The organism is Gallaecimonas pentaromativorans (assembly GCF_003751625.1).
Lineage (GTDB): Bacteria > Pseudomonadota > Gammaproteobacteria > Enterobacterales > Gallaecimonadaceae > Gallaecimonas > Gallaecimonas pentaromativorans.
Genome location: NZ_RJUL01000004.1, coordinates 228,369 through 246,871 on the forward strand (window position 1 = coordinate 228,369; position 18,503 = coordinate 246,871).

General features: G+C 53.8%; 24 protein-coding genes. 7 read left to right on the forward strand and 17 right to left on the reverse strand.

Annotated elements, in window-relative coordinates:
* Positions 1-26: 26 nt before the first annotated feature.
* Positions 27-254 carry a hypothetical protein gene (locus tag EDC28_RS09095; RefSeq protein WP_050658232.1) on the forward strand — a complete coding sequence of 76 codons (228 nt, stop codon included), beginning with the start codon at positions 27-29 and terminating at the stop codon, positions 252-254.
* Here EDC28_RS09095 and radD read toward each other — a convergent pair.
* The 13 genes from radD to EDC28_RS09145 all read right to left on the reverse strand — a co-directional run bounded on the left by radD (position 251) and on the right by EDC28_RS09145 (position 10,776).
* Positions 251-1,927 carry a DNA repair helicase RadD gene (gene radD, locus EDC28_RS09100; protein ID WP_123421388.1) on the reverse strand — a complete coding sequence of 559 codons (1,677 nt, stop codon included), beginning with the start codon at positions 1,925-1,927 and terminating at the stop codon, positions 251-253. The two genes, EDC28_RS09095 and radD, sit on opposite strands and share 4 nt — an antisense overlap.
* The gene (locus EDC28_RS09105; RefSeq protein WP_123421389.1) at positions 1,924-2,811 is read right to left on the reverse strand and encodes a tyrosine-type recombinase/integrase; all 888 of its coding nucleotides are present in this window, start codon (positions 2,809-2,811) and stop codon (positions 1,924-1,926) included. Before EDC28_RS09105 ends, radD begins: the two co-directional genes overlap by 4 nt.
* Positions 2,808-3,797, reverse strand: coding sequence for a DNA-binding protein (locus EDC28_RS09110; protein ID WP_123421390.1), 990 nt, complete (start codon positions 3,795-3,797; stop codon positions 2,808-2,810). Before EDC28_RS09110 ends, EDC28_RS09105 begins: the two co-directional genes overlap by 4 nt.
* A 464-nt stretch (positions 3,798-4,261) precedes the next feature.
* Positions 4,262-4,552, reverse strand: coding sequence for a hypothetical protein (locus EDC28_RS09115; RefSeq protein ID WP_123421391.1), 291 nt, complete (start codon positions 4,550-4,552; stop codon positions 4,262-4,264).
* Positions 4,552-4,746, reverse strand: coding sequence for a hypothetical protein (locus EDC28_RS19980; RefSeq protein WP_148049827.1), 195 nt, complete (start codon positions 4,744-4,746; stop codon positions 4,552-4,554). Before EDC28_RS19980 ends, EDC28_RS09115 begins: the two co-directional genes overlap by 1 nt.
* Positions 4,747-4,980: 234 nt before the next feature.
* The gene (locus tag EDC28_RS09120; RefSeq protein WP_123421392.1) at positions 4,981-6,225 is read right to left on the reverse strand and encodes a zonular occludens toxin domain-containing protein; all 1,245 of its coding nucleotides are present in this window, start codon (positions 6,223-6,225) and stop codon (positions 4,981-4,983) included.
* 9 nt (positions 6,226-6,234) lie between these two features.
* Entirely contained in the window at positions 6,235-6,555 is a 321-nt protein-coding gene (locus EDC28_RS19985) for a DUF5455 family protein (RefSeq protein ID WP_148049828.1), read from the reverse strand.
* A gap of 2 nt (positions 6,556-6,557) precedes the next feature.
* Positions 6,558-7,940, reverse strand: a complete 1,383-nt coding sequence (locus EDC28_RS19990; RefSeq protein ID WP_148049829.1) for a hypothetical protein — start codon at positions 7,938-7,940, stop codon at positions 6,558-6,560.
* A gap of 75 nt (positions 7,941-8,015) precedes the next feature.
* On the reverse strand, positions 8,016-8,270 hold the full coding sequence (locus EDC28_RS09130; RefSeq protein ID WP_123421394.1) for a hypothetical protein: 255 nt from the start codon (positions 8,268-8,270) through the stop codon (positions 8,016-8,018).
* A 230-nt stretch (positions 8,271-8,500) separates the two neighbouring features.
* A complete protein-coding gene (locus tag EDC28_RS09135) occupies positions 8,501-8,839 on the reverse strand; it encodes a DNA-binding protein (protein WP_123421395.1) in 339 nt (112 codons plus the stop codon).
* A 9-nt stretch (positions 8,840-8,848) separates the two neighbouring features.
* Positions 8,849-9,865, reverse strand: coding sequence for a phage/plasmid replication protein, II/X family (locus EDC28_RS09140; protein WP_170164072.1), 1,017 nt, complete (start codon positions 9,863-9,865; stop codon positions 8,849-8,851).
* A gap of 375 nt (positions 9,866-10,240) precedes the next feature.
* Entirely contained in the window at positions 10,241-10,417 is a 177-nt protein-coding gene (locus tag EDC28_RS20125) for a hypothetical protein (protein WP_170164073.1), read from the reverse strand.
* Positions 10,414-10,776 (reverse strand): hypothetical protein, encoded by a 363-nt coding sequence (locus tag EDC28_RS09145; RefSeq protein ID WP_123421397.1) that lies wholly within the window; start codon positions 10,774-10,776, stop codon positions 10,414-10,416. The genes EDC28_RS20125 and EDC28_RS09145 overlap by 4 nt, the downstream gene beginning before the upstream one ends.
* A gap of 112 nt (positions 10,777-10,888) precedes the next feature.
* Between EDC28_RS09145 and EDC28_RS09150 the strand changes: the two genes are divergently transcribed.
* Positions 10,889-11,248 carry a hypothetical protein gene (locus EDC28_RS09150; protein ID WP_123421398.1) on the forward strand — a complete coding sequence of 120 codons (360 nt, stop codon included), beginning with the start codon at positions 10,889-10,891 and terminating at the stop codon, positions 11,246-11,248.
* 96 nt (positions 11,249-11,344) lie between these two features.
* On the opposite strand, the gene EDC28_RS09155 is transcribed toward EDC28_RS09150, so the two are convergent.
* On the reverse strand, positions 11,345-11,866 hold the full coding sequence (locus EDC28_RS09155; protein WP_050658236.1) for a putative glycolipid-binding domain-containing protein: 522 nt from the start codon (positions 11,864-11,866) through the stop codon (positions 11,345-11,347).
* Positions 11,867-11,950: 84 nt separating this feature from the next.
* Positions 11,951-12,832, reverse strand: coding sequence for a protease HtpX (htpX, locus tag EDC28_RS09160; RefSeq protein WP_050658237.1), 882 nt, complete (start codon positions 12,830-12,832; stop codon positions 11,951-11,953).
* 132 nt (positions 12,833-12,964) lie between these two features.
* On the opposite strand from htpX, the gene pepE reads away from it, so the two are divergent.
* The 4 genes from pepE to EDC28_RS09180 all read left to right on the forward strand — a co-directional run bounded on the left by pepE (position 12,965) and on the right by EDC28_RS09180 (position 15,599).
* Entirely contained in the window at positions 12,965-13,666 is a 702-nt protein-coding gene (gene pepE, locus EDC28_RS09165) for a dipeptidase PepE (RefSeq protein WP_123421399.1), read from the forward strand.
* Between the two features lie 57 nt (positions 13,667-13,723).
* Positions 13,724-14,338, forward strand: coding sequence for a BamJ family beta-barrel-assembly machinery protein (locus EDC28_RS09170; RefSeq protein ID WP_050658239.1), 615 nt, complete (start codon positions 13,724-13,726; stop codon positions 14,336-14,338).
* Positions 14,339-14,390: 52 nt separating this feature from the next.
* Complete coding sequence (locus EDC28_RS09175) at positions 14,391-15,062, forward strand: alpha/beta hydrolase (protein ID WP_050658240.1); 672 nt, start codon at positions 14,391-14,393, stop codon at positions 15,060-15,062.
* 72 nt (positions 15,063-15,134) lie between these two features.
* Positions 15,135-15,599, forward strand: a complete 465-nt coding sequence (locus tag EDC28_RS09180) for an NlpC/P60 family protein (protein WP_123421400.1) — start codon at positions 15,135-15,137, stop codon at positions 15,597-15,599.
* A gap of 24 nt (positions 15,600-15,623) precedes the next feature.
* On the opposite strand, the gene EDC28_RS09185 is transcribed toward EDC28_RS09180, so the two are convergent.
* Positions 15,624-16,802, reverse strand: a complete 1,179-nt coding sequence (locus EDC28_RS09185; RefSeq protein WP_123421401.1) for an MFS transporter — start codon at positions 16,800-16,802, stop codon at positions 15,624-15,626.
* 78 nt (positions 16,803-16,880) lie between these two features.
* Here EDC28_RS09185 and EDC28_RS09190 point away from each other — a divergent pair, with 78 nt between their 5' ends.
* Entirely contained in the window at positions 16,881-17,825 is a 945-nt protein-coding gene (locus tag EDC28_RS09190) for an AraC family transcriptional regulator (RefSeq protein WP_123421402.1), read from the forward strand.
* Here EDC28_RS09190 and yjjG read toward each other — a convergent pair.
* Complete coding sequence (gene yjjG / locus EDC28_RS09195; protein ID WP_123421403.1) at positions 17,822-18,490, reverse strand: pyrimidine 5'-nucleotidase; 669 nt, start codon at positions 18,488-18,490, stop codon at positions 17,822-17,824. The two genes, EDC28_RS09190 and yjjG, sit on opposite strands and share 4 nt — an antisense overlap.
* Between the last annotated feature and the right edge of the window lie 13 nt (positions 18,491-18,503).

An 18,503-nucleotide genomic window follows, 5' to 3' on the forward strand; every position in this document is an offset into this window, starting at 1 on the left:
AAAGCGCAACACCAAGGATGCAGGAAATGGATAACTACTCGGCAGTGGATATGGCTGAAAGACTGGCGGTCATGGAATTTATTGTCACCCAAACCTTATCAATGGCGCTGCAAAGCCATCCCCAGCAAGCTCAACTGCTTACCCGGCTTGAAAGCCAATTGGTTGAGCGACTCAGCAGCAGCGCCTTTGCAGACAGGCCCGCCTCCTCCATGGCCAAGCGCATCTTGAAAAACGCGAAGGCGGGGCTGGCTTAGTGGTCTTGGTAGTGGCTGATACGGCCCTGGTAGTCAAAGACCCGCTCTTTCACGCGCCAGCCCTTTTGCTTGGCCAGTACCAAAAACTTCGGCCGCCGAAGCTTTGCCAAAAATCCGCCAAGGCGCGCATCGTCCGGCAAAAATAATGCGCCAGGAGCTGGATTTGCCTCGGATAAAAAGCGGCGCAGCGCCTTGGAGCCCCATTTCAGGCTTTCGGTTAGGTCCTGCCCGTCAAGATCAAGGTAAGTCAGCTTTAGGGCATCATCGGCGACGGCGCAGTGCCAGTCGGCCACCTTGAATAGGTGCTTATCGCGGCTCTTCATGGCTTCTCTGAGCTGCTTGTCGATATCCACCAGGGCATATTGGCAATGAGGGCAATGGCGGGCAGCGATATCGGCCTCGCCGCCACACTGGCCGCACAGGCGAAAGCGAAAACGAAAATCGCATTGTTGCTCGGGCCCGGTCATGCCCTGGCAGCGGCGGCCAAAGTGCTCGATGATGTCGCCGTCTTCATCCACCTTGCCCCAGAAGGTGTTGGTAAAGTCGCACACTGGGCATGGCACCGAAACCGGTACTGTGCCTGGCGGCTTGGGCTCACCCACCTCGGGGCTGAAGATATCGACATCACTGCCGGCATAATCAAGCACCAGGCAATCGTCTTTTCCCTCAAACAAGCGAAGGCCGCGCCCCACCATCTGCTGGAAAAGCGACACCGATTCGGTGGGGCGCATCAAGGCAATAACATCCACATGAGGGGCGTCAAAGCCGGTGGTCAGCACCGATACGTTGACCAGGTATTTGAGCTTTTGCGCCTTAAAATCGCCGATCAGCCGCTGGCGCTCGGCGTTTGGCGTGTCGCCAAGAATAAGGGCGCTTTGCCCCTCGGGTAGGCAGGCGAGGATCTCTCTGGCATGTTTACGGGTGGCGGCGAAGATCATTACCCCGCGGCGCCTATCACTGAGTTCAACCAGGTGTTGCACCAAAGCCGGGGTCAGCTTGCCCTGCCCGGCTAAGGCGCGGTCCAGGGCCGCCTCGGTCCAATGTTCCACCTCTTGGGAAAAGTCGTAACAGATGGCGGGCGCCGGCACCTTATGCACCGGGGTCAAAAAGCCGTCTTTTATCAAGCGGCGAAGAGGCAGCTCATAAACGCAGTATTTGAACAACTTAGGCTCGGTGCTGCGCACTTGGCCACTGGCATGAAACTGATACAGCCAGCCACCGTCCAGGCGATAAGGTGTGGCGGTGAGGCCCAGCACAAAAGCCGAGGCGAAATGGCGCAGCACCTGGCGGTACTGGCTTTCATCATCGGGGCCTATGCGATGGCATTCATCCACCACTACCAGGGAGAAGTCGTCGCCAAATTGCGAAAGATTAGGCGCTACCGATTGTATCGAGGCAAATACCACTTTCCCCGTGCTGCACTTTTGCCCAAGACCCGCCGAGAAAATAGAGCCGTCTTCTCTCACCGCCGCGTACTTGGCGGCGTTTTGCTCCACCAGCTCGGCCACATGGGTGAGCATCAGCACCCTGCCCTTGGCTATGCGGGCAAGTTCGGCGATCACCAGGCTCTTACCGGCGCCGGTGGGTAGCACCAGCACCGCGGGCTCGCGGTTTTTCTTAAAGTAATTGACGGTCGCGCGGACAGCTTCTTGCTGATAGGGCCGCAGTTTCATGAAAAGGCTTTGGCTATGGCTTCTTTGGGGGTGGTATCGACATATTCTTTCAGGCTTTCCAGGCTCTGCCAACGCCCCACCGCCGCCACATCCACCAGGCTGACCCCGTTACGTACCGCCAAAGTAGCAAAACTGCGCCGCAAGCTATGGCAGCTAACCCCTTCCAAACCCAATGCTAAGGCCCGTTTTTGCAAAGCATGATTAAGACCGTGGGTGGTCATCCCCTCGCCCATCACCGCCCCATGGCGATTAACCCGGCGCAGCAACAATCCCGAGCAGAGCGCGCTCTGCTCGCGCCACTTTTGCAGCCAAGGGCCTGGGTCAAGGGGTGCTGGCAGCTTTGGCAGCACCAATACCTTGCCAAGGCCCTGCTGATCGGTCTTGGAAAAACGAATACGAATAGCAAGGCCAGCCTCGGTACGCTCCACATCCTCAAAGCGCAGGTTGGCAAGCTCGCTGCGCCGCATGGCAGCCGCCAGGCCCAGGCTTATCATCACCCCATCGCGAAGGCCAAGGAGGCCGTCTTTCTCGCAGCTTCTTAAGAGGGTGTCGATTTGCGCGCGGCTGAGGGTGGCGGCCTTTTTCTTGTCGGTGCCCTTTTGTAAACGGCCAAGGGCCTTAAAGGCTTGGCGCACTTCGTCGTTCACTGGGTCAACAAACCCTTGGCGCCGATGCCAGGCCTTGATGGCACTGATATGGCTGCGAAGGGTGCTAACCGAAAGACGTGCCCCTTTTAGCCCAAGATAACGTTTTAGCTGGCTTGGGCTTGCTGGCAGGGTAAAGCCGGCAGTCACAAATTGCTTAAGGCCAGCGCTGTATTGGCTGCGGGTGCCAGGCGCTGTTGCCAGCTCCAGCCAATCGTCCGGCAGAGCGGGCAGGCTCATGCGCCACCCAGGGAAGTTTTCAGGGCTTCGAGCTCGCTTTTAAGCTGCTGGCGCTTTCGTACCTGTTCGGTCAAAAAAGCCACCTCGCCTAACAGGGTATCTAGCTGCTGCTGTTGCTGCCCAAGAGCCTCGGCAAGCTCTGGCGCAGCGCTCTTGCGGGTAAGCTCGCTATTGAGAGCCGCGATCTCTGCCAAGGCCTGCTCAAGTGCCTGGGCCTTGTCATCCGCTTCGGCTTTTAGCGCCGGCAAGGCGCTGGCCTGCTGCTGCAACGATTGCACCATGCCACTTAGGTTGCGGTTGTCTTCCTGGCTGTCTCGAAGGGCGTCTTCGAGCTTTTTCTGGGCGTTTTGCCACTGCCAGCGGCTCTCTTCAAACGCCTCCTGGCGCTTACTGGCTTCGGCTTGCCAACGTTCCTGAAAGTGCTGTTGCTGGTGAAAGAGGTGATTGACCTGGGCACGGTTGTCCTCGGCCTCGCGCTGCCATTGCCCAACTTGTTGGCGCACCAGCGCCAACTGCCGCTGGCTCTCAGTGAGCAGCTTTTGTTGCTGAGCCAGCTCTTCGCCAAGAGCCGCTTCGCGCTCTGCACCGGCCTGCAAAGCCTGTTGCTGCTTGGCTTGCTCCTCACGAGCTGTGGCAAGGGCGGCCAGCGCGTCGCTTTTTTCCTGCTCCAAGGCAGCAATACGGGCATTAACTGCGGCTTCAGCGCTACTGATCGCTGCGTCTTTGTCCTTTTCCATTTGCTGAAATAGCGCGTCCAGAGACTGCTGAAGGTGTAACGGTGTAGCGAGCCTTACACTGCGTTCTTCCTGCGAAGAAGCGTGCCATTCCTGCAAATAACGGCTAATAGAGCTGTTGGAGCCCCCCCCAAGCCACTGCCGGACGTTATTCACCGATGGCTGTTTACCCTCCTCTACCAGGGTCTGCGCCGCTTTCCATACGTTGTCGCGATTGGCCCTGAGTTGCTGGCCGAGAGGGTTAACAGGCATAAGGCACCTTTATGTAAATGTGTAATAGTTACATTACACACATTTTTACGGACAAATATTATTCAGTCAATCTTATTTATTAAATTTTAAAATGGATATTTTGGAAAGTTAGAACCCACAGAAACAGCGGCCTGGAGCCCATAAAAAGCGTATAAAAAAATACAGCAGGCGTTACAGAAAAAGCCGGTTTACACACAGCCCTTGTTACACCAACAGGGGCTTTTTTTTGGGGTGAAGGCAAGACATACAAAGGAGAAGAAAAGTCTCAATTTGAGACTATGGTGCAGTGTTACAGTCACCTTTTCGGCTTCGCCTGTATAAGCGTACAGGAAAAGAAAAGCCCCTCGCGGGGCTAAGAGCGGTCTAACCAGGGCGGCGGTATGCCAAGGCCGAACCAAAAAAAAACGGTAGCGCCAGGGCCGTTTAAGAGCCACCTAAGAGGCAACGCTTCGGGCCGTAGGCCCTTACATGGGGGCGTTGCCCCCATCCCCCCAGTGAACAAACTTCTTCAACGCCTGCAAAGACTCAGCGTGACGAGCCTCAGAAAGGGCCAGAGCCTGACTAGAGCGAACCAAGTCCACAATAAGCTCTCTGGCCTCTTTAAGTTCCCCCATAAGGCGGTTGCACTCCTCGTGAAGAATGGGAGCGCGTGCACCAGCAGCCAGGAAAGCTTTACTGGCGGTAGCCTCGCCATAAAGCTTCTTAAGCTGTTCAACCAGCAAATCATCAACATCTCTAAGCATTAACGTAGCCATCAGAATTGCACCTTCTCAACTTCACCGTGGGCCAACCAAAAACGATAAGAAGTACCGTCATCAAAATCGACATAAGCATATCGACCAGGAGCAGACAGGGCATGGCGACGAGCGCGCTTTTCTGCCTGCTCGTCAGTAAGACGATGAACAAGCTTTGAGTTACGGTCTGAATAACACTTGTAAAGAGTTGCCATGCTAACAATCCTCGTTCTACCTGGTTCTCTCGATGACGATTAACGCTAACAAATTAACTGCCTGCAGCGCTTCCTGGGACTCTTTAATGTTAGCAAAACAAAAAAGAAAAATCAATGCTTATGCTAACAAAAAAGAACCTGGCACCAGCTGGCCGGCGCTTAATTTGCTAACACAAAAACAAACCAGGTTGCGCCGGCGCCGACAGTAACGCTAACAAAACCTCGACCGAGAAATCAGGTGGACGGCGTATCAGCAACAGCCGGCGACGGCTCAATCTGAGCGACATAGGGCCGGTAATGACGAACGGGTGAGCACGTCACCCGGTAAACAGCGGCGTCATGCTCCAGGAACGCGAGACAGTCAGAAACCATCCTGACGGTATAGCCAGCGTACTCCGGATAAAAAACATCCTCGCCTTTCTGAAAGCACACCTTCACATAGGCGCCAGGATAAGTTTTCTCACCCATAGTGCGAAACTCTCGCATCGCACAACTGATATGAACGCCAGAAAGCTCCTTAGGGCCATCTTCAACAGGCTTTGGCGCATCAGCTAAGGGCTGTTGCTGAACTGCGACAGACTGCGAATGAGGGCGAATACCGTAGACATAACCACCGGCACCAATACCGACAATCAACAAGAACTTGGAAATCGTAGAAAAAACATTAACAGGCTTTGGCTCAGGTTTCGTGTTGGCCTCTTCTGACTGGGGAGCAGCTTCCTGGGGCGAATACCACTTATGCAAAATAGACGATGGCAGCATCGAATAAGAGGCGCGCATATCAACAGGCTTAGGATGACCGGGTATAACAAGCCAGTCTTCTTTGAACTGCTGCGCGGTCTGATAACAAGCGTGTAAGTCATTACGACGAAAGAAAAACCATTCATGGCGCATGACTTTATTCTTAGTAACGCCCTCATAGACATTACACAAATGAAAAGAAGGGAGACCTTTACCAGCAGTAATAACGTGAGAAATAACACCCCAAATAGTAGACAAAACGGGAATCTTTATTTTTTTGGATGATTTGCAGCTATAGAGATAATCAACAAGGGTGTCACGCATCTGGCCGTCGATAAAATCAACGGATTGGCCAATTAACCACAAACGCCAGCCGTATTTGCGCGATTGAACAAGAAATTCAACAACGTCAAGACGGCCGGGTTGATTCCAAGAGCGAGAGTTAAAAAAAGTCAAAACCTCATCAAGTACGATAAGGCCGAATTTATTTTCGTCATACGTACTAGGGTCTTCAGGATTTAAACCCTCATAAGCCATGCCAAGGTCTTTTAAGTCACAAGCACGGGGCTTGTCAGGCAATCTAACAACTGATGCCTGACTATCAGCAGGCATCAGCTTATCCATATTTAAATTAAGGTTCGTAGCAACACGTCTACCCATACCTAAGGCTGTTTGAATTTCGGCCACAGCCAGTTTTGATTTACCAGAGCCACGGGTGCCCTCAACAAAAACAGCCATAAATCCTCCTTAAGAAAGTATTTTCAATTTAAGCAAAACTTGCTTGAAGTTGTAGGTAATTAAAAGAAGGTGAGCGGCAGCAATTGCGCCAATACATTGACCGGCATTCGAAGGAACTAATTGAATGCCAGCCTGAAAATAAACATTGCCAGGAAAAGAACGATTCAGAGACAAAATAATGCCATTCACGCCAGCAATAAAAGTGCCGGTAATAGCAATGTAAACGCCGATATAAAGAACGGAAAGAACACCTTTTCGCGCAATAAATTGCGCAAAAAGAGTGAAAAATGCCGTTAAAAGACCACCGAGTTTTGTAAATAAAGCCAGCATAATTATTTACTCACATGTTGACCAGACAAAGCACGAACCAGCATATAAATCAAATAAAGGCCCGTACACACATACAAGAACCAACGCAAAGCAGGTTCAAAATAATCAGAATAAGGCTGACAATACGAGTCAACTTGAATATTTTGAGTAATACCACCAGCAGAAACAGTCAAAGGAAAACCGGTACAAACACCGCCTTGAATTGTCCACAAATCAGATATAGACGGAAAATCAGAATACCAAGGCGGGTCAGTCTCTTTTATCTTGGTAACAGAATCATCAAATTCCGACCACTGGTCGGTAATGCTAGACGGGTCAAATTCAGGAACAGCATCAGCGGCAAGCTGACCGAATTTATTATTTGATTGCTCATACTGCGCCTGGGTTAAGCCAGGAAAAGGAGTGACGCCAGGATTATAGGTAGGAGCATCATCAGGAACAGGCTGTGTTGCTGGCTGACCGGAAAAGTCGGTATACGGCAACGGATTACCAGCAAGAAGAGCGGCAGCATTAGCAGCAACCAAAGGCATTGCCTCAGGCGCTATGTAATAAGCGGCGTTAGGGTCGGTAGATTGCGCCAAGCCAGCGTTATACCACTTGAGGGCCTCTGTCATTTCAGGGACGGTGGCGGGGTTGTACTGGGGCGCAGAAATAATGCTTTGATTGGGTGAACCGTCAGGATTAGTAAAGACCTGCCACATGTCCTCTTTTGCGACACCGGGAACATCACCAGCGATAGCGGAATTTAAAAAATCGTCCCAATCAGAATCAGAAACAGGCTCAGAAAAAGATTGCGAGCCTTGCAATAACAACGTAATAGACAATGAAGTGGAACCTGTTTCACCAATACTATTCACATAGTCAAAATAAACGGAGGAATTATAAAAAGACGACGTAACAGCAGAGAAATTAGGATATGAAGTTACATTAAAAGAAGAATAACCGTTTGATTCGGAATAAATTAAAACCTCAGAATCAATAAACGCCTTTGCTTCGGATTCAGTCAAATGCTGACGAATAGAACCTCTAAACGAAACATAATAAAGGCGCTTTGAAACATCAGAATAAATCTCACCGTCATCGCCAAAATACCAACCCGCAGCAACAACGAGCGCCAGAATAAAAGGATGCTTAATAATACGAGCGCCATATTTAAGGGCTGCACGTAAATTACTTTTAGTAGCGCAAGCACTTGCGGCTGCAACAGGGTCATTAGATGCAAAACCACGGGCGAGAGACATAACGCAATAACCGAAGCCAGTAGGCGCGATTTTGTTGGGCAATATAGATTGAGTAACAGCAGCATAACCGGCAATAGCAGGGCGTGGCGCAACGATAAAGCCAAGAGACAGGACAATTAACAGTGAAAAAAGAAAGGTACGCATAAATAAGGCCTCCAATAAGAAAAGGGCACAGGGCCCACTGCCTGCGGCAATGTGCCCTGCACCCTTTTTGTTGGGTTAACCCCGGGCGCCTTTGGAAATGAACTTGCTGAGCAGGCCCATACCGATGGACAGACCGAGCGAAACGGTCATCACCGCAAAACCAGAAGTACCAGCAGTGTTAACGTCTTCAGTAACCGAAGTCTGAAGGGCGGTAACGGTGGCGGAGTCCAACGAACCGGCTACAGCGGTGCCGACAGACATGCCAACAGCTGCGACAGCAACAGCGGCTTTCTTCAGGCCAGAGGCCAAACGAGCTTTATTGAACGGCATAATTCCTCCTTAGGAACGAGTTGCCTTTTCGATAGCTTGACGAAATGTGCGATACACAACGCCAAGACCGTAACCCGAGAGCCAAGCGAGGACGCAAGCAGCGACAAATTTAGACTCAGCATCATTCAAGATGTAATCCATGATTTACCTCTGTTGACCCGCACTAAACCCATGGGCAAACAAAAGAACCAGAAATCCAATAACTAAAATGGTTTCCAGTTCCAACATGATTAGGCCGCCTTGCTATTGGGTGCAGACAAGACGGTGATAGGACCGTCAGCAAGAAAAACGGTCATACCTTTACCGTTAGACCAGGGCGACATAAAAACAGGAACAGCGACCTGCTTTTGCAAAAACTGGGCGTAATACGAAACGCCGTCTTTGGCTTTGCTGTGAGGAATGCGAACAGTAATAGTGCGCTCAGCAAAACCGCCAAAGCCGTCAGAAACCTGAACTTGAACGCCAATTTCAAACCAGCTTTTTACCTCGCCGGTTTGGGTGTTAACTTTCTGCTCTTGCTTGGTGCCAAGAAAATTGCCAACCAAGTTATAACCAGATGCGATATTCATAAAAGCTCCTTAAAAACAATAGGCTTGTAAGTTAGTGGGTATTGCAACGGGCTTAGCCTCTAGAACCCGTACCAGCGGGATAACGTTAGAAGCTGGGGTAATGCCTTCATACGGCATCGAAATATCAATACCGTATTCAAGCAATTCTTTTCTGTGGCGGTAAAAGGTGGCTTTAGAAAAAACATCCCGAAGATGCCTGCCTTGTTTCCACAGCAAATAGGGGGCCTGCAATTTGGCAGGGAGATGAAATTCATCCTCTTGACGGAGTGCGAGATTGCCTTGCATATTGAGCCTCGACATATAATCACGCCACAACAGATACGGGTCGGTTAAATGAAAACCCTGAGGGTTGTCTGTATTGAAAAACCGGCACAATTCCAGTTTGCGAATCTGCAATTCGGCGCGAACTTTATTAGTAGTGAAATCAAATAACGGAGTTGATAAAAATTCGTCTGGCAGCGTATGGCCTTTACGGCCTGATGTTATCTCTAAAAACTTGCTGTAGAACTTAAGTAACCAGCGGCGAGAGCCGAGGCCAAAATAGACAGTCTGGCCTTTCGCTTGAGCGACGCCATGGCGTGAGCGGCATTTAACAGTAAGGGCTTTTAAAAACGCTTCTACATCGCTGTGGCTGGGCAATTCAAGCATGTAGTTAATATCTACCCGTTTCAAATCAAAGCGGCCAGCGAGAAGGCGAGCACGGGCGGTTTCATCAAGGGTTTCGCCGACACTTTCAAATATCCGAGCGACAGTTTCTGTTACCAGGGCGCAAATATCATCCGAACCAACAATATTGTGACCGGTCAGAAATTTGTTTGGGTTGCCAGACAGGTAAAGCTGAGTAGCCATGCCATTTTCTAAATACCCACCGGAACGAACACAAACACCGGCATCGTGAGAGCCACGAATAGTTGAAAAGGTCGGCGCGTCTTTCACAACAGAGCCAAATTCATCAATACGGATGAAGCGACCACCGACAATTGGGCGGTGGCGGCAATGAATGACGGCATCAACCCAATCAAGCATCGTGAGCGCTCCCATGGGCAAAAAAGCCTGACTCGGTATGAAGGCCGAAGCAGGCGGAGCAAGAGCCTTCTAGGGTGTCTGTGTTGGGGTCAAGCCAGACGGCAACCTCACCATTACAAACAGCGCCGTCAGCGCGTTTCTGGTTGCAAGTGAACGTACCAACGTACTGATGGGGTAAATAGCGGCCCCTAGGGGCCGCAGAGGAATAAAAAGGCCGCTGCAATGGATTGGCGGGAATCGACATTTCACGCCGTGGAACAGGAGAAACAAGACCTTGAGTAAAAGCCTTAAGGTCATCGTTAGAAAGCGGCAAATTGCGGCTGGAATAAGTGGGCATTGGTAATAGGCCCATGAGCTGGTCAATGGTTGGGCGAGTCATTGGCGGTCCAACCGAGAAAAGAGGGATACAAACAAAACAATGAGGTAGAGAGAAACAAAAATAACAAATGGAGCCAAATAAACAGGGTCGCCGGTAAAATCAGCAAGAATCAAAGACTCAACGAAAATAGCGGCAACGCCTATTACAATGATATTTGAAATGCGAGGAGTCATTTTTCAATTCCCATTAGAACGTTTTCAGAATTCGGGCTAACGGTCATATAAAGAGCCGATGAAACGCAGGCGATAAAAAGGGCCCAGGCAGCAATCATCAACATTGACGCTAAAACGCCTCTAACGTGCGGGTCATCTAACGTGCTGGACGATTCGGCAACAGAATCATCAAAAAACGCCTCAGGCTCGGGGAGTCGCTCGCAACCGGCCATGATGTAAGCGGTGCGGAACTCAGAAGCCAGGGCTTGGCGCTTGTCGCGGTCGGCTGGAGAGATTGCGGACATTGCGTAGTGGTCGAGGCCGTGCAGGACGGCTATTGCGGTGTCTGTGTCGAGATGAAGGGTGACTTCCGTGTTCATTGAGACTCCCTGTCGTATACCAAGTGGTGAATATACAAATGAGTATATATACCATTAGGTACATTACAAGGGATGGAATAAACTTTTCAGTAAATTTTTAGGAGGACGACAAATGTACCTAGAGGCTCTACTGAAACGCTACAGAGAGGAAAACGGCCTAAAAAGCCAACTCGAAGCGGCAGAAAAGTTGGGCATATCGCCTTCATTGCTATCAAGTGCAAAGGTCGGCCAAAAGCCGCTTGCTGACCACTGGATAGTTGAAATAGCGGAAGGTGCAGGCGTACCAGCAGGAGAGGCGGTAGCGCGGTATCACGAAGAAAGAGAAGAAAGCCCGAAGGTAAAAAACGTTTGGGCGGAGCTTGCAAAGAGGGCGGCGGCGATGGCGCCTAAAACCGCTGGCACTGCGGCGGCGCTAATGATAGGATTACACTGTAAGTCATTGATTTTATTACAGAATTGGATATTTTGGTAAGTTAGGTTGTGTTTTCGGGCGTCAGCCTTGGGGAACGTCAGGCCAATAAAATCGGGGCCTTGAGCCCCGACAAAATGCCTTTGTGATACCCGGGCATCAACAAAGCTGACACCACAGCTCGCCATAATCTTTGACCATGCCGTTATCGTCGATACTGAGATCGGCCGTAAAGCCGGTAGCCAGATTGGTGTAACGGTAGAGCCGGGGAGCAAGGTGGGCGTAGTTTTGCTCTACCACTTCAAAGCGGCCTTGGGGGAAGCGATACCAGATAACCTTGATGGTTCTGTCGTCGCCCACGGCCAAATCGAGCCTTTTGATGGGCAACATGTTGGTGGCCAGGGTAAAGCCAAGATCCACATCCAGGCAGCCTTGCCACTCGGGCCGGGGCTCGCCGTCACAGGTCCAGTTGCCCTCCCCGTCGCCGACAACGGCAATGGGCAGCCCCCGTTTGGGGATCACCGTTGCCTGGCGGGTGCGCCAGCAGGAAAAACAGCGAATTTCATAATCGATGGCAAAGGGCTTGCTCTCATAGAGCCCTAGCACCGTGCCTTCCAGGTCGTGCTCGTTAAAGCTCAAATGTTCCAGGCTTTGCCAGGGCCCTTTCCACAACATATCCATCCACACACTCCGCCGACTGATGTTTCTTTCAGCCTAGGATAAAAAAAAGGCCGCACAAGGCGGCCTCAAGGAGTGGGGATAAGGTTAGCCAGCACGCAGGGCGGCGATACGTTTCTCGATGGGCGGATGGCTCATCAGCAGTTCACCCAGGGTGCGCTTGCCGCCTTGGATCCCAAAGGCCGCCAATTGGCCTTCAAGGTGAGACTCTTCATGGGCACGGCCCAGGCGCTCCAGCGCGCCAATCATTTTTTGACGACCGGCAAGGGTGGCGCCACCGGCATCGGCACGGAACTCACGTTGGCGAGAGAACCAGGCGACGATGATGGAGGCGAGGATACCGAACACCATCTCCAGCACCATTACGATGGCAAAGTAGGCAAGGCCGCCAAGGCCTTGGCCTTCTTCCTCGTCGTTGCCGCGAAAGAAGTTGGAAATAATGCCGGCCACGACCCGCGCGAAGAAGATAACAAAGGTGTTGAGCACGCCCTGGATAAGGGTCATGGTCACCATGTCGCCGTTGGCCACGTGGGAAACCTCATGGCCCAGCACCGCTTCTACTTCATCGCGGTCCATCTTGTATAAAAGGCCGGTGGATACCGCCACCAGCGAGTTGTCTTTGCTGGGGCCGGTGGCAAAAGCGTTCATGTCGGGTGAGTCGTAGATGGCCACTTCCGGCATTTTGATACCGGCTTGCTGGGCCTGGCGGGCAACGGTGGTTACCAGCCACTGCTCCATTTGGTCGCGGGGTTGGTCAATGACCCGAGCGCCGGTGGAGCGTTTGGCGACCCACTTGGACATCAGCAACGAGATAAAGCTGCCGCCAAAACCAAATACGGCTGCGATCACCAGATAGCCGCCGATAGAGTGATATTGCACACCCAGCGCCGACATCACGATGTTTAGCACCACGGACAACACCAGGATCACAGCCAGGTTGGTTGCCAGGAACAAGATGACGCGTTTCACAATAAGACTCCTTTGGTCAAAGACGCGTTGGTCTGATTGACATAATATGTCCGCACTTTTGGTTTTCAAGCCCACTGACAATAAATTTTCGTTATCATTGGCACCTTTACAGTCACCATAAAGGTTTCACTGATGCGAGCCTTACTGCTTTCGGCGTCCCGCGTTGGCGACACGCCCTATCTTGTCCATGCCCTGCCCTTTATCGACGCCCTGCTCAAAAGCACCGAGCGCGAGCTGCTGTTTGTGCCCTATGCCGGGGTCACCATTTCTTGGGACGACTACACCGGCAAAGTGGCCGAAGCCCTGGCGCCGCTCGGTATCACCGTCACCGGTATTCACAGCACTGATGACCCCATCATGGCGGTGCGCCAGGCCAAAGCCATCGCCGTTGGCGGCGGGAATACCTTCAGGCTGGTGACCGAACTCTATGGGCAGCAGGTGCTGGGCGCCATCAGAGACAAGGTGCAAGGGGACACGCCTTATATGGGCTGGAGCGCCGGCTCCAATGTGGCGGGCAAAAGCGTGCGCACCACCAATGACATGCCTATCGTCTACCCGCCAAGCTTTGACGGCATCAACTTGGTACCCTTTCAAATCAACCCCCACTTTACCGACTACGTGCAGCCGGGCCATAACGGTGAAACCCGTAGCGACCGTCTTAACGAGTTTTTGACCTTAAACCCGCAAGAGCGCGTGGTGTGCCTGCCAGAAGGCACGGCGCTGAGCCTCGATGGCAACAAGCTGACCTTGCTGGGCGACAAAGGCGGTTACCTGATGCGCTTTGGCGACACCCAGCGCATTGAAGAAGGCTGCGATCTCAGCCACTGGCTGTAACGAGGCCGGGGCTCTGCTAAGATCCCCTTTCTTTTTAGCTAAGTAAGTGAGTCAGACATGGCTGATTATCAAACCCTCGAACAGAAAGCCAGTTACGGTGTAGGCCGCCAAATGGGCGACCAATTGGCCCAGCAAGCCTTTGACGGCCTGGATATCCCCGCCGTTCAGCAAGGTCTGGCCGACGCCCTGCGCGGCGAAGAATTTGCCGTTACCCCGGACGAGATCAACGCTGCCTTTGACGTTATTCGCAGCCGTCTGGAAGACGAAGAAAAAGCCCGCCACAGCGCCTTTATCGGTGCCAACGAGGCTTTCCTGGCCGAAAACGCCCAGAAAGACGGCGTAACCGTGACTGACTCCGGCCTTCAGTACGAAGTGCTGACCGAAGGCAACGGCGCCATCCCCACCGCGGCCAACAAGGTCAAGGTGCATTATCACGGCACCCTGATTGACGGCACCGTTTTTGACAGCTCCGTTGCCCGTGGCGAGCCCATTAGCTTCCCGGTGACCGGCGTTATCAAAGGCTGGGTTGAAGCCCTGCAACTGATGCCGGTAGGCTCCAAGTGGCGTCTGACCATTCCTCAGGATCTCGCCTATGGCGAACAAGGTGCCGGCCGGGCCATTCCGCCCTTCGCGGCCCTGGTGTTTGAAGTCGAGCTGCTGGACATCGAATAACCAGCCACACCGCAAAAGGCAGCTTCGGCTGCCTTTTTTAATGGAATTACCCATGAGCCTTTTGCCACACCTGACCCTTGAAACCGCTCCCAACCCCGATGCGACCGTTATCTGGCTCCATGGCCTGGGAGCTGACGGCAACGATTTTGCCCCGGTAGTACCCGAGCTTGGCCTGCCCCAAGGGGCGGCGGTACGTTTTATCTTCCCCCACGCGCCCAGCAGACCGGTGAGCGTTAATGGCGGTTATGTGATGCCATCCTGGTACGACATTTTCAGCCTCGATCTCGAACGCAAGTTGGATGAAGGGCAGCTCAGAGCCTCAAGTGCTGCAGTTAAAGCCCTTATCGAGCAAGAGCTGGCCCGGGGCATTGCCAGCAACCGCATTGTGATTGCCGGTTTTTCCCAAGGGGGCGCCGTGGCTTATGAAACGGCGCTGAGCTTTGACAAACCTCTGGCCGGGCTATTGGCGCTCTCAACCTACTTTGCCACCAAGGCAACGGTTGAGCTGAGCCCTGCCAATAAAAGCCTACCTATCGCCATTCACCACGGCGTGCAAGACCCGGTGGTACCGGAGCTTTTGGGCCAGCAAGCCAAGGCCACTCTCAACACCATGGGGTATAGCCCTCAGTACCGGCGCTACAACATGGAACACAGCCTTTGCTTGGTGCAAATCAAGGACATTGGCGCCTGGCTTACCCAGGTGCTGGGTCTAAACTCGCGCTGAAACAAGGCCTTGCCCCGCTGGGCAGGGCCTTTGCCTGCTGCTAAGGTGGCAAAAACACCTGCCGGCCCCGCCATGAGATTTTTAACCGCCCTCGCCTGTTGCCTGTTGCTAAGTAGCTGCGCCAGTAAAGCGCCGCCCACGGCGCCTGCGCCAAAGCCCAAAGCGGCCAGCACCGTTACCGAAAAGCTCCATAGCCAATATCGCCAGTGGCGCGGAGTGAAATACCGCCTGGGGGGCACCAGTAAAAGCGGGGTGGATTGCTCCGCCTTTACCCAAATCACTTTTGCCCAGCAGTTTGATGCGTCGCTTCGGCGCACCACCGCCGAGCAGGTCAAACAAGGCCATTGGATAAGCCAGCAAAAGCTGCGTCCGGGAGACTTGGTGTTTTTCAAGATTGGCCGAGTGCGCCATGTGGGCATTTATCAAGGCGACGGGATGTTTTTGCACGCCTCCACCAGTTTGGGGGTAACCGTGTCGGCCCTTGCCGACCCCTACTGGCAAGCCCATTACTGGACGGCCCGGCGGATACTCCAGTAAAAAGCCGCCTAAAAGGCGGCTTTTTCAACGCAGCTTACACAGCGAGCGATAGGTCATGGCTGCTGCCACCAGCATCAATATGCCGCTCGCCAGCATCACGCCCTGGGCGTCGCTACTGTCGACAATTACGCCGCCAAGGGCCGCCCCCAGAGCAATGGCTAATTGAATAGCAGAGACAATCAACGCGCCGCCGCTCTCGGTTTGGTCCGGCACTACCTTGGTTATCCAGGTTGACCAGCTGACTGGTGTGCCGCCAAAGGCAAGCCCCCACAGCACGATGGCCGGCAGGCACAATAGCCCCGCGCTACCCATCGCCCCCAAGGCCAGCAACGCCGCCATCATCATCAGCGCGGTGAACAACAACACCTTGGCCAGGTGCCGGCCAATCAAGCGCCCGGCCAGCAAGGTGCCAAGGAAATTGGCAAGCCCGAAGCCCAGCAGCACCAACGCGATGGTTTGCAGCCCGAGCTGCTGGCTCTCAAGATAATCGCGAAGGTAGGTAAAACCGGCAAAGTGGGCGGTAAAGATGAGTACAACCACCCCTATACCCAGGCCAATACCCGGCCTTTTCAGTACCATCCACAGCCCCGACACGCTGCCGCTGGTTTGCGGACTCAGCGGTGGCAACGCCAGCCATTGGCCAGCCATGGTCAGGGCGCTCAGCACCGAAGCCATCATAAACACCTCACGCCAGCCCAAAAGCCCGCCAAGATAACTGCCAAGGCCGGCGGCGGTGATGGTAGCCAGCGGCACCCCGCTAAAGATAAGGGACAGGGCCCGTGGCGCCTGCTCTTCGCTGACCAGGCGAATGGTGGTGGCCGCGGCTATGGCCCAAAAGCCGCCCAACGCCAAGCCTAGGCCGATGCGCGCTGCCAGCAGTATCCAGAGGTTTGGCGCAGCGGCCACCATCAGGTTGGACAGCAGCATCAGGCCGCTCAGGCTCACCATTACCCGGCGCCGGTCAATATTGGCGGTCAAAGGCACAACGGCAATACCTCCCAACAGCGCCATCACTGCCGTCACTGTTACCGCCTGACCCATTTGGCCAGCACTGACCCCAAGCTCGTTGCCCATGGGGGTGAGCAGGCTGGCCGGCAAGAATTCAGCCGTGACCAGAGCGAAAACCCCCATGGCAATGGACCAGACCGCAGGCCAGCCGGTAGTGGAGGCCCCGGCCGCGGCAGGAGTGGAAGAGTCGGACATGCTTACCTCTGAAATTATCCAAAATCGATGCTAAGAATACGGTAAGCTTCTCGGACGAACTATCACACCAAGTCCGCAATGATTGACATATCGTCTGAAGCTCCGCCGTCCAACCAAGACCGGCTCAGCCAACTGCTGATGGGTATGCGCCTGTTTGGCGTCTGTTATCGCCACGTGCAGGCCGAAGCCCCCTTTGGCCTGAGCTACAGCCATCATCCCGGCCGCAGCCAGCTGCATGTGGTGATAGAGGGCGAATTGGAACTGCGCACCGCCAGTGGTTATCAGCGTTTGGTGGCCGGAGATGCCTTGCTGCTGCCGCGCAGCCAGGAACACGCGCTGCTAAGCGAACGGGAGCTGGCCTGCGCCGACATCCTCTCATTAGACGCCGAGCCGGTGTGCGACCATTTCGGGTGCCTAGGCGATAACCCAAACAGCAGCCACCGTTTTTTCAGTGCCTGTATGGCCATGGATCTGGGGCCAATGCAGCCGCTGGTAGCGCAAATGCCGGAGGTTATCCACGTTGGCACCTTGCTGGACCGCTACCCCGAGCTTGGCGCCATCCTCGATGCCATGCGCCGCGAGTCGTCTTTGATGCGGGCAGGCGCAGCCGGTATTTTATCGCGTCTGGCCGAAGTGCTGGCCGCCACCCTTATTCGCGGCTGGGTTGAATGCCAGTGTGCTAACAGCACCGGCTGGATACAGGCCATCAACGACCCGCGCATGGGGACCTTGCTAAGCGCCCTGCATCAAGACCCCGGCCAAAGCTGGACCGTTGCTTCCATGGCCAGCCATATCGGCATGTCCCGCTCGGTATTTGCCGAGCGCTTTAAAGCCATGACTGGCCTGACGCCTCTTACTTACGTGAGTGAACTTCGCATGCAGCTGGCTCGCCAGTGGCTGGAGCAGGACAAGATGGCGTTATCGGAAGTGGTATATCGGTTGGGGTACGGCTCTAGTAGCGCTTTCTCGCGCGCCTTTAAAAAGGCCACCGGCCAAACGCCGGGGGCCCTTCGTAGCCGTTAGGCCAGCAGCGCCTGCAGATCGCTAAGGGCGCTCACTTCAAAAGTGGGGGTGATGCCGTCAGGGCGGGCCTTGCCGTGGCGGTTAAACCAGCAGGTATCCAGGCCCACGCCTGCGCCACCAGCCACATCGGCGTGGGGGTTGTCCCCTACCATCAGCGCCTTTTGCGGCTGGCCGCCCATTTTCTCAAAGCTGTAATGGAAAATGGCCGGATCTGGCTTGGCAATGCCCGCCTCTTCGGAAGTGACCACCAGATCAAAAATTTCATGCCAGCCAGCTTTGGCAAGACGCCCGGGCTGCATGGCCTTAAAACCGTTACTGATAATGCCGAGCTTGGCGCGGCCCTTGAGGCTGTGCAGCAGCTCATGAGCGCCGACCATGGGCGGGCAGTTGTCCACCATGGCGTCCTGAAATTGGCTATTAAGGGTGGTGGGCTCCACCCCGAACTGGCGGCCAAAATGGGCAAAGCGGCCTTGTTGCAATGCCAGCATGTCGATTTGCCCCAGGTGGTATTGGTCCCAGAGCTTGAGGTTGATGGCCTGAAAATCGCTGAAACACTGCTCGGTCATGTCATGGCCATAGCGCGCAAGCAGGCTTTTCAGGCCCCCTTTGGAATCGAAGTAAAACAGGGTTTCGTCGGCGTCAAAAAGCACCCATTGATACTGCATGAAAGGCTCCGCT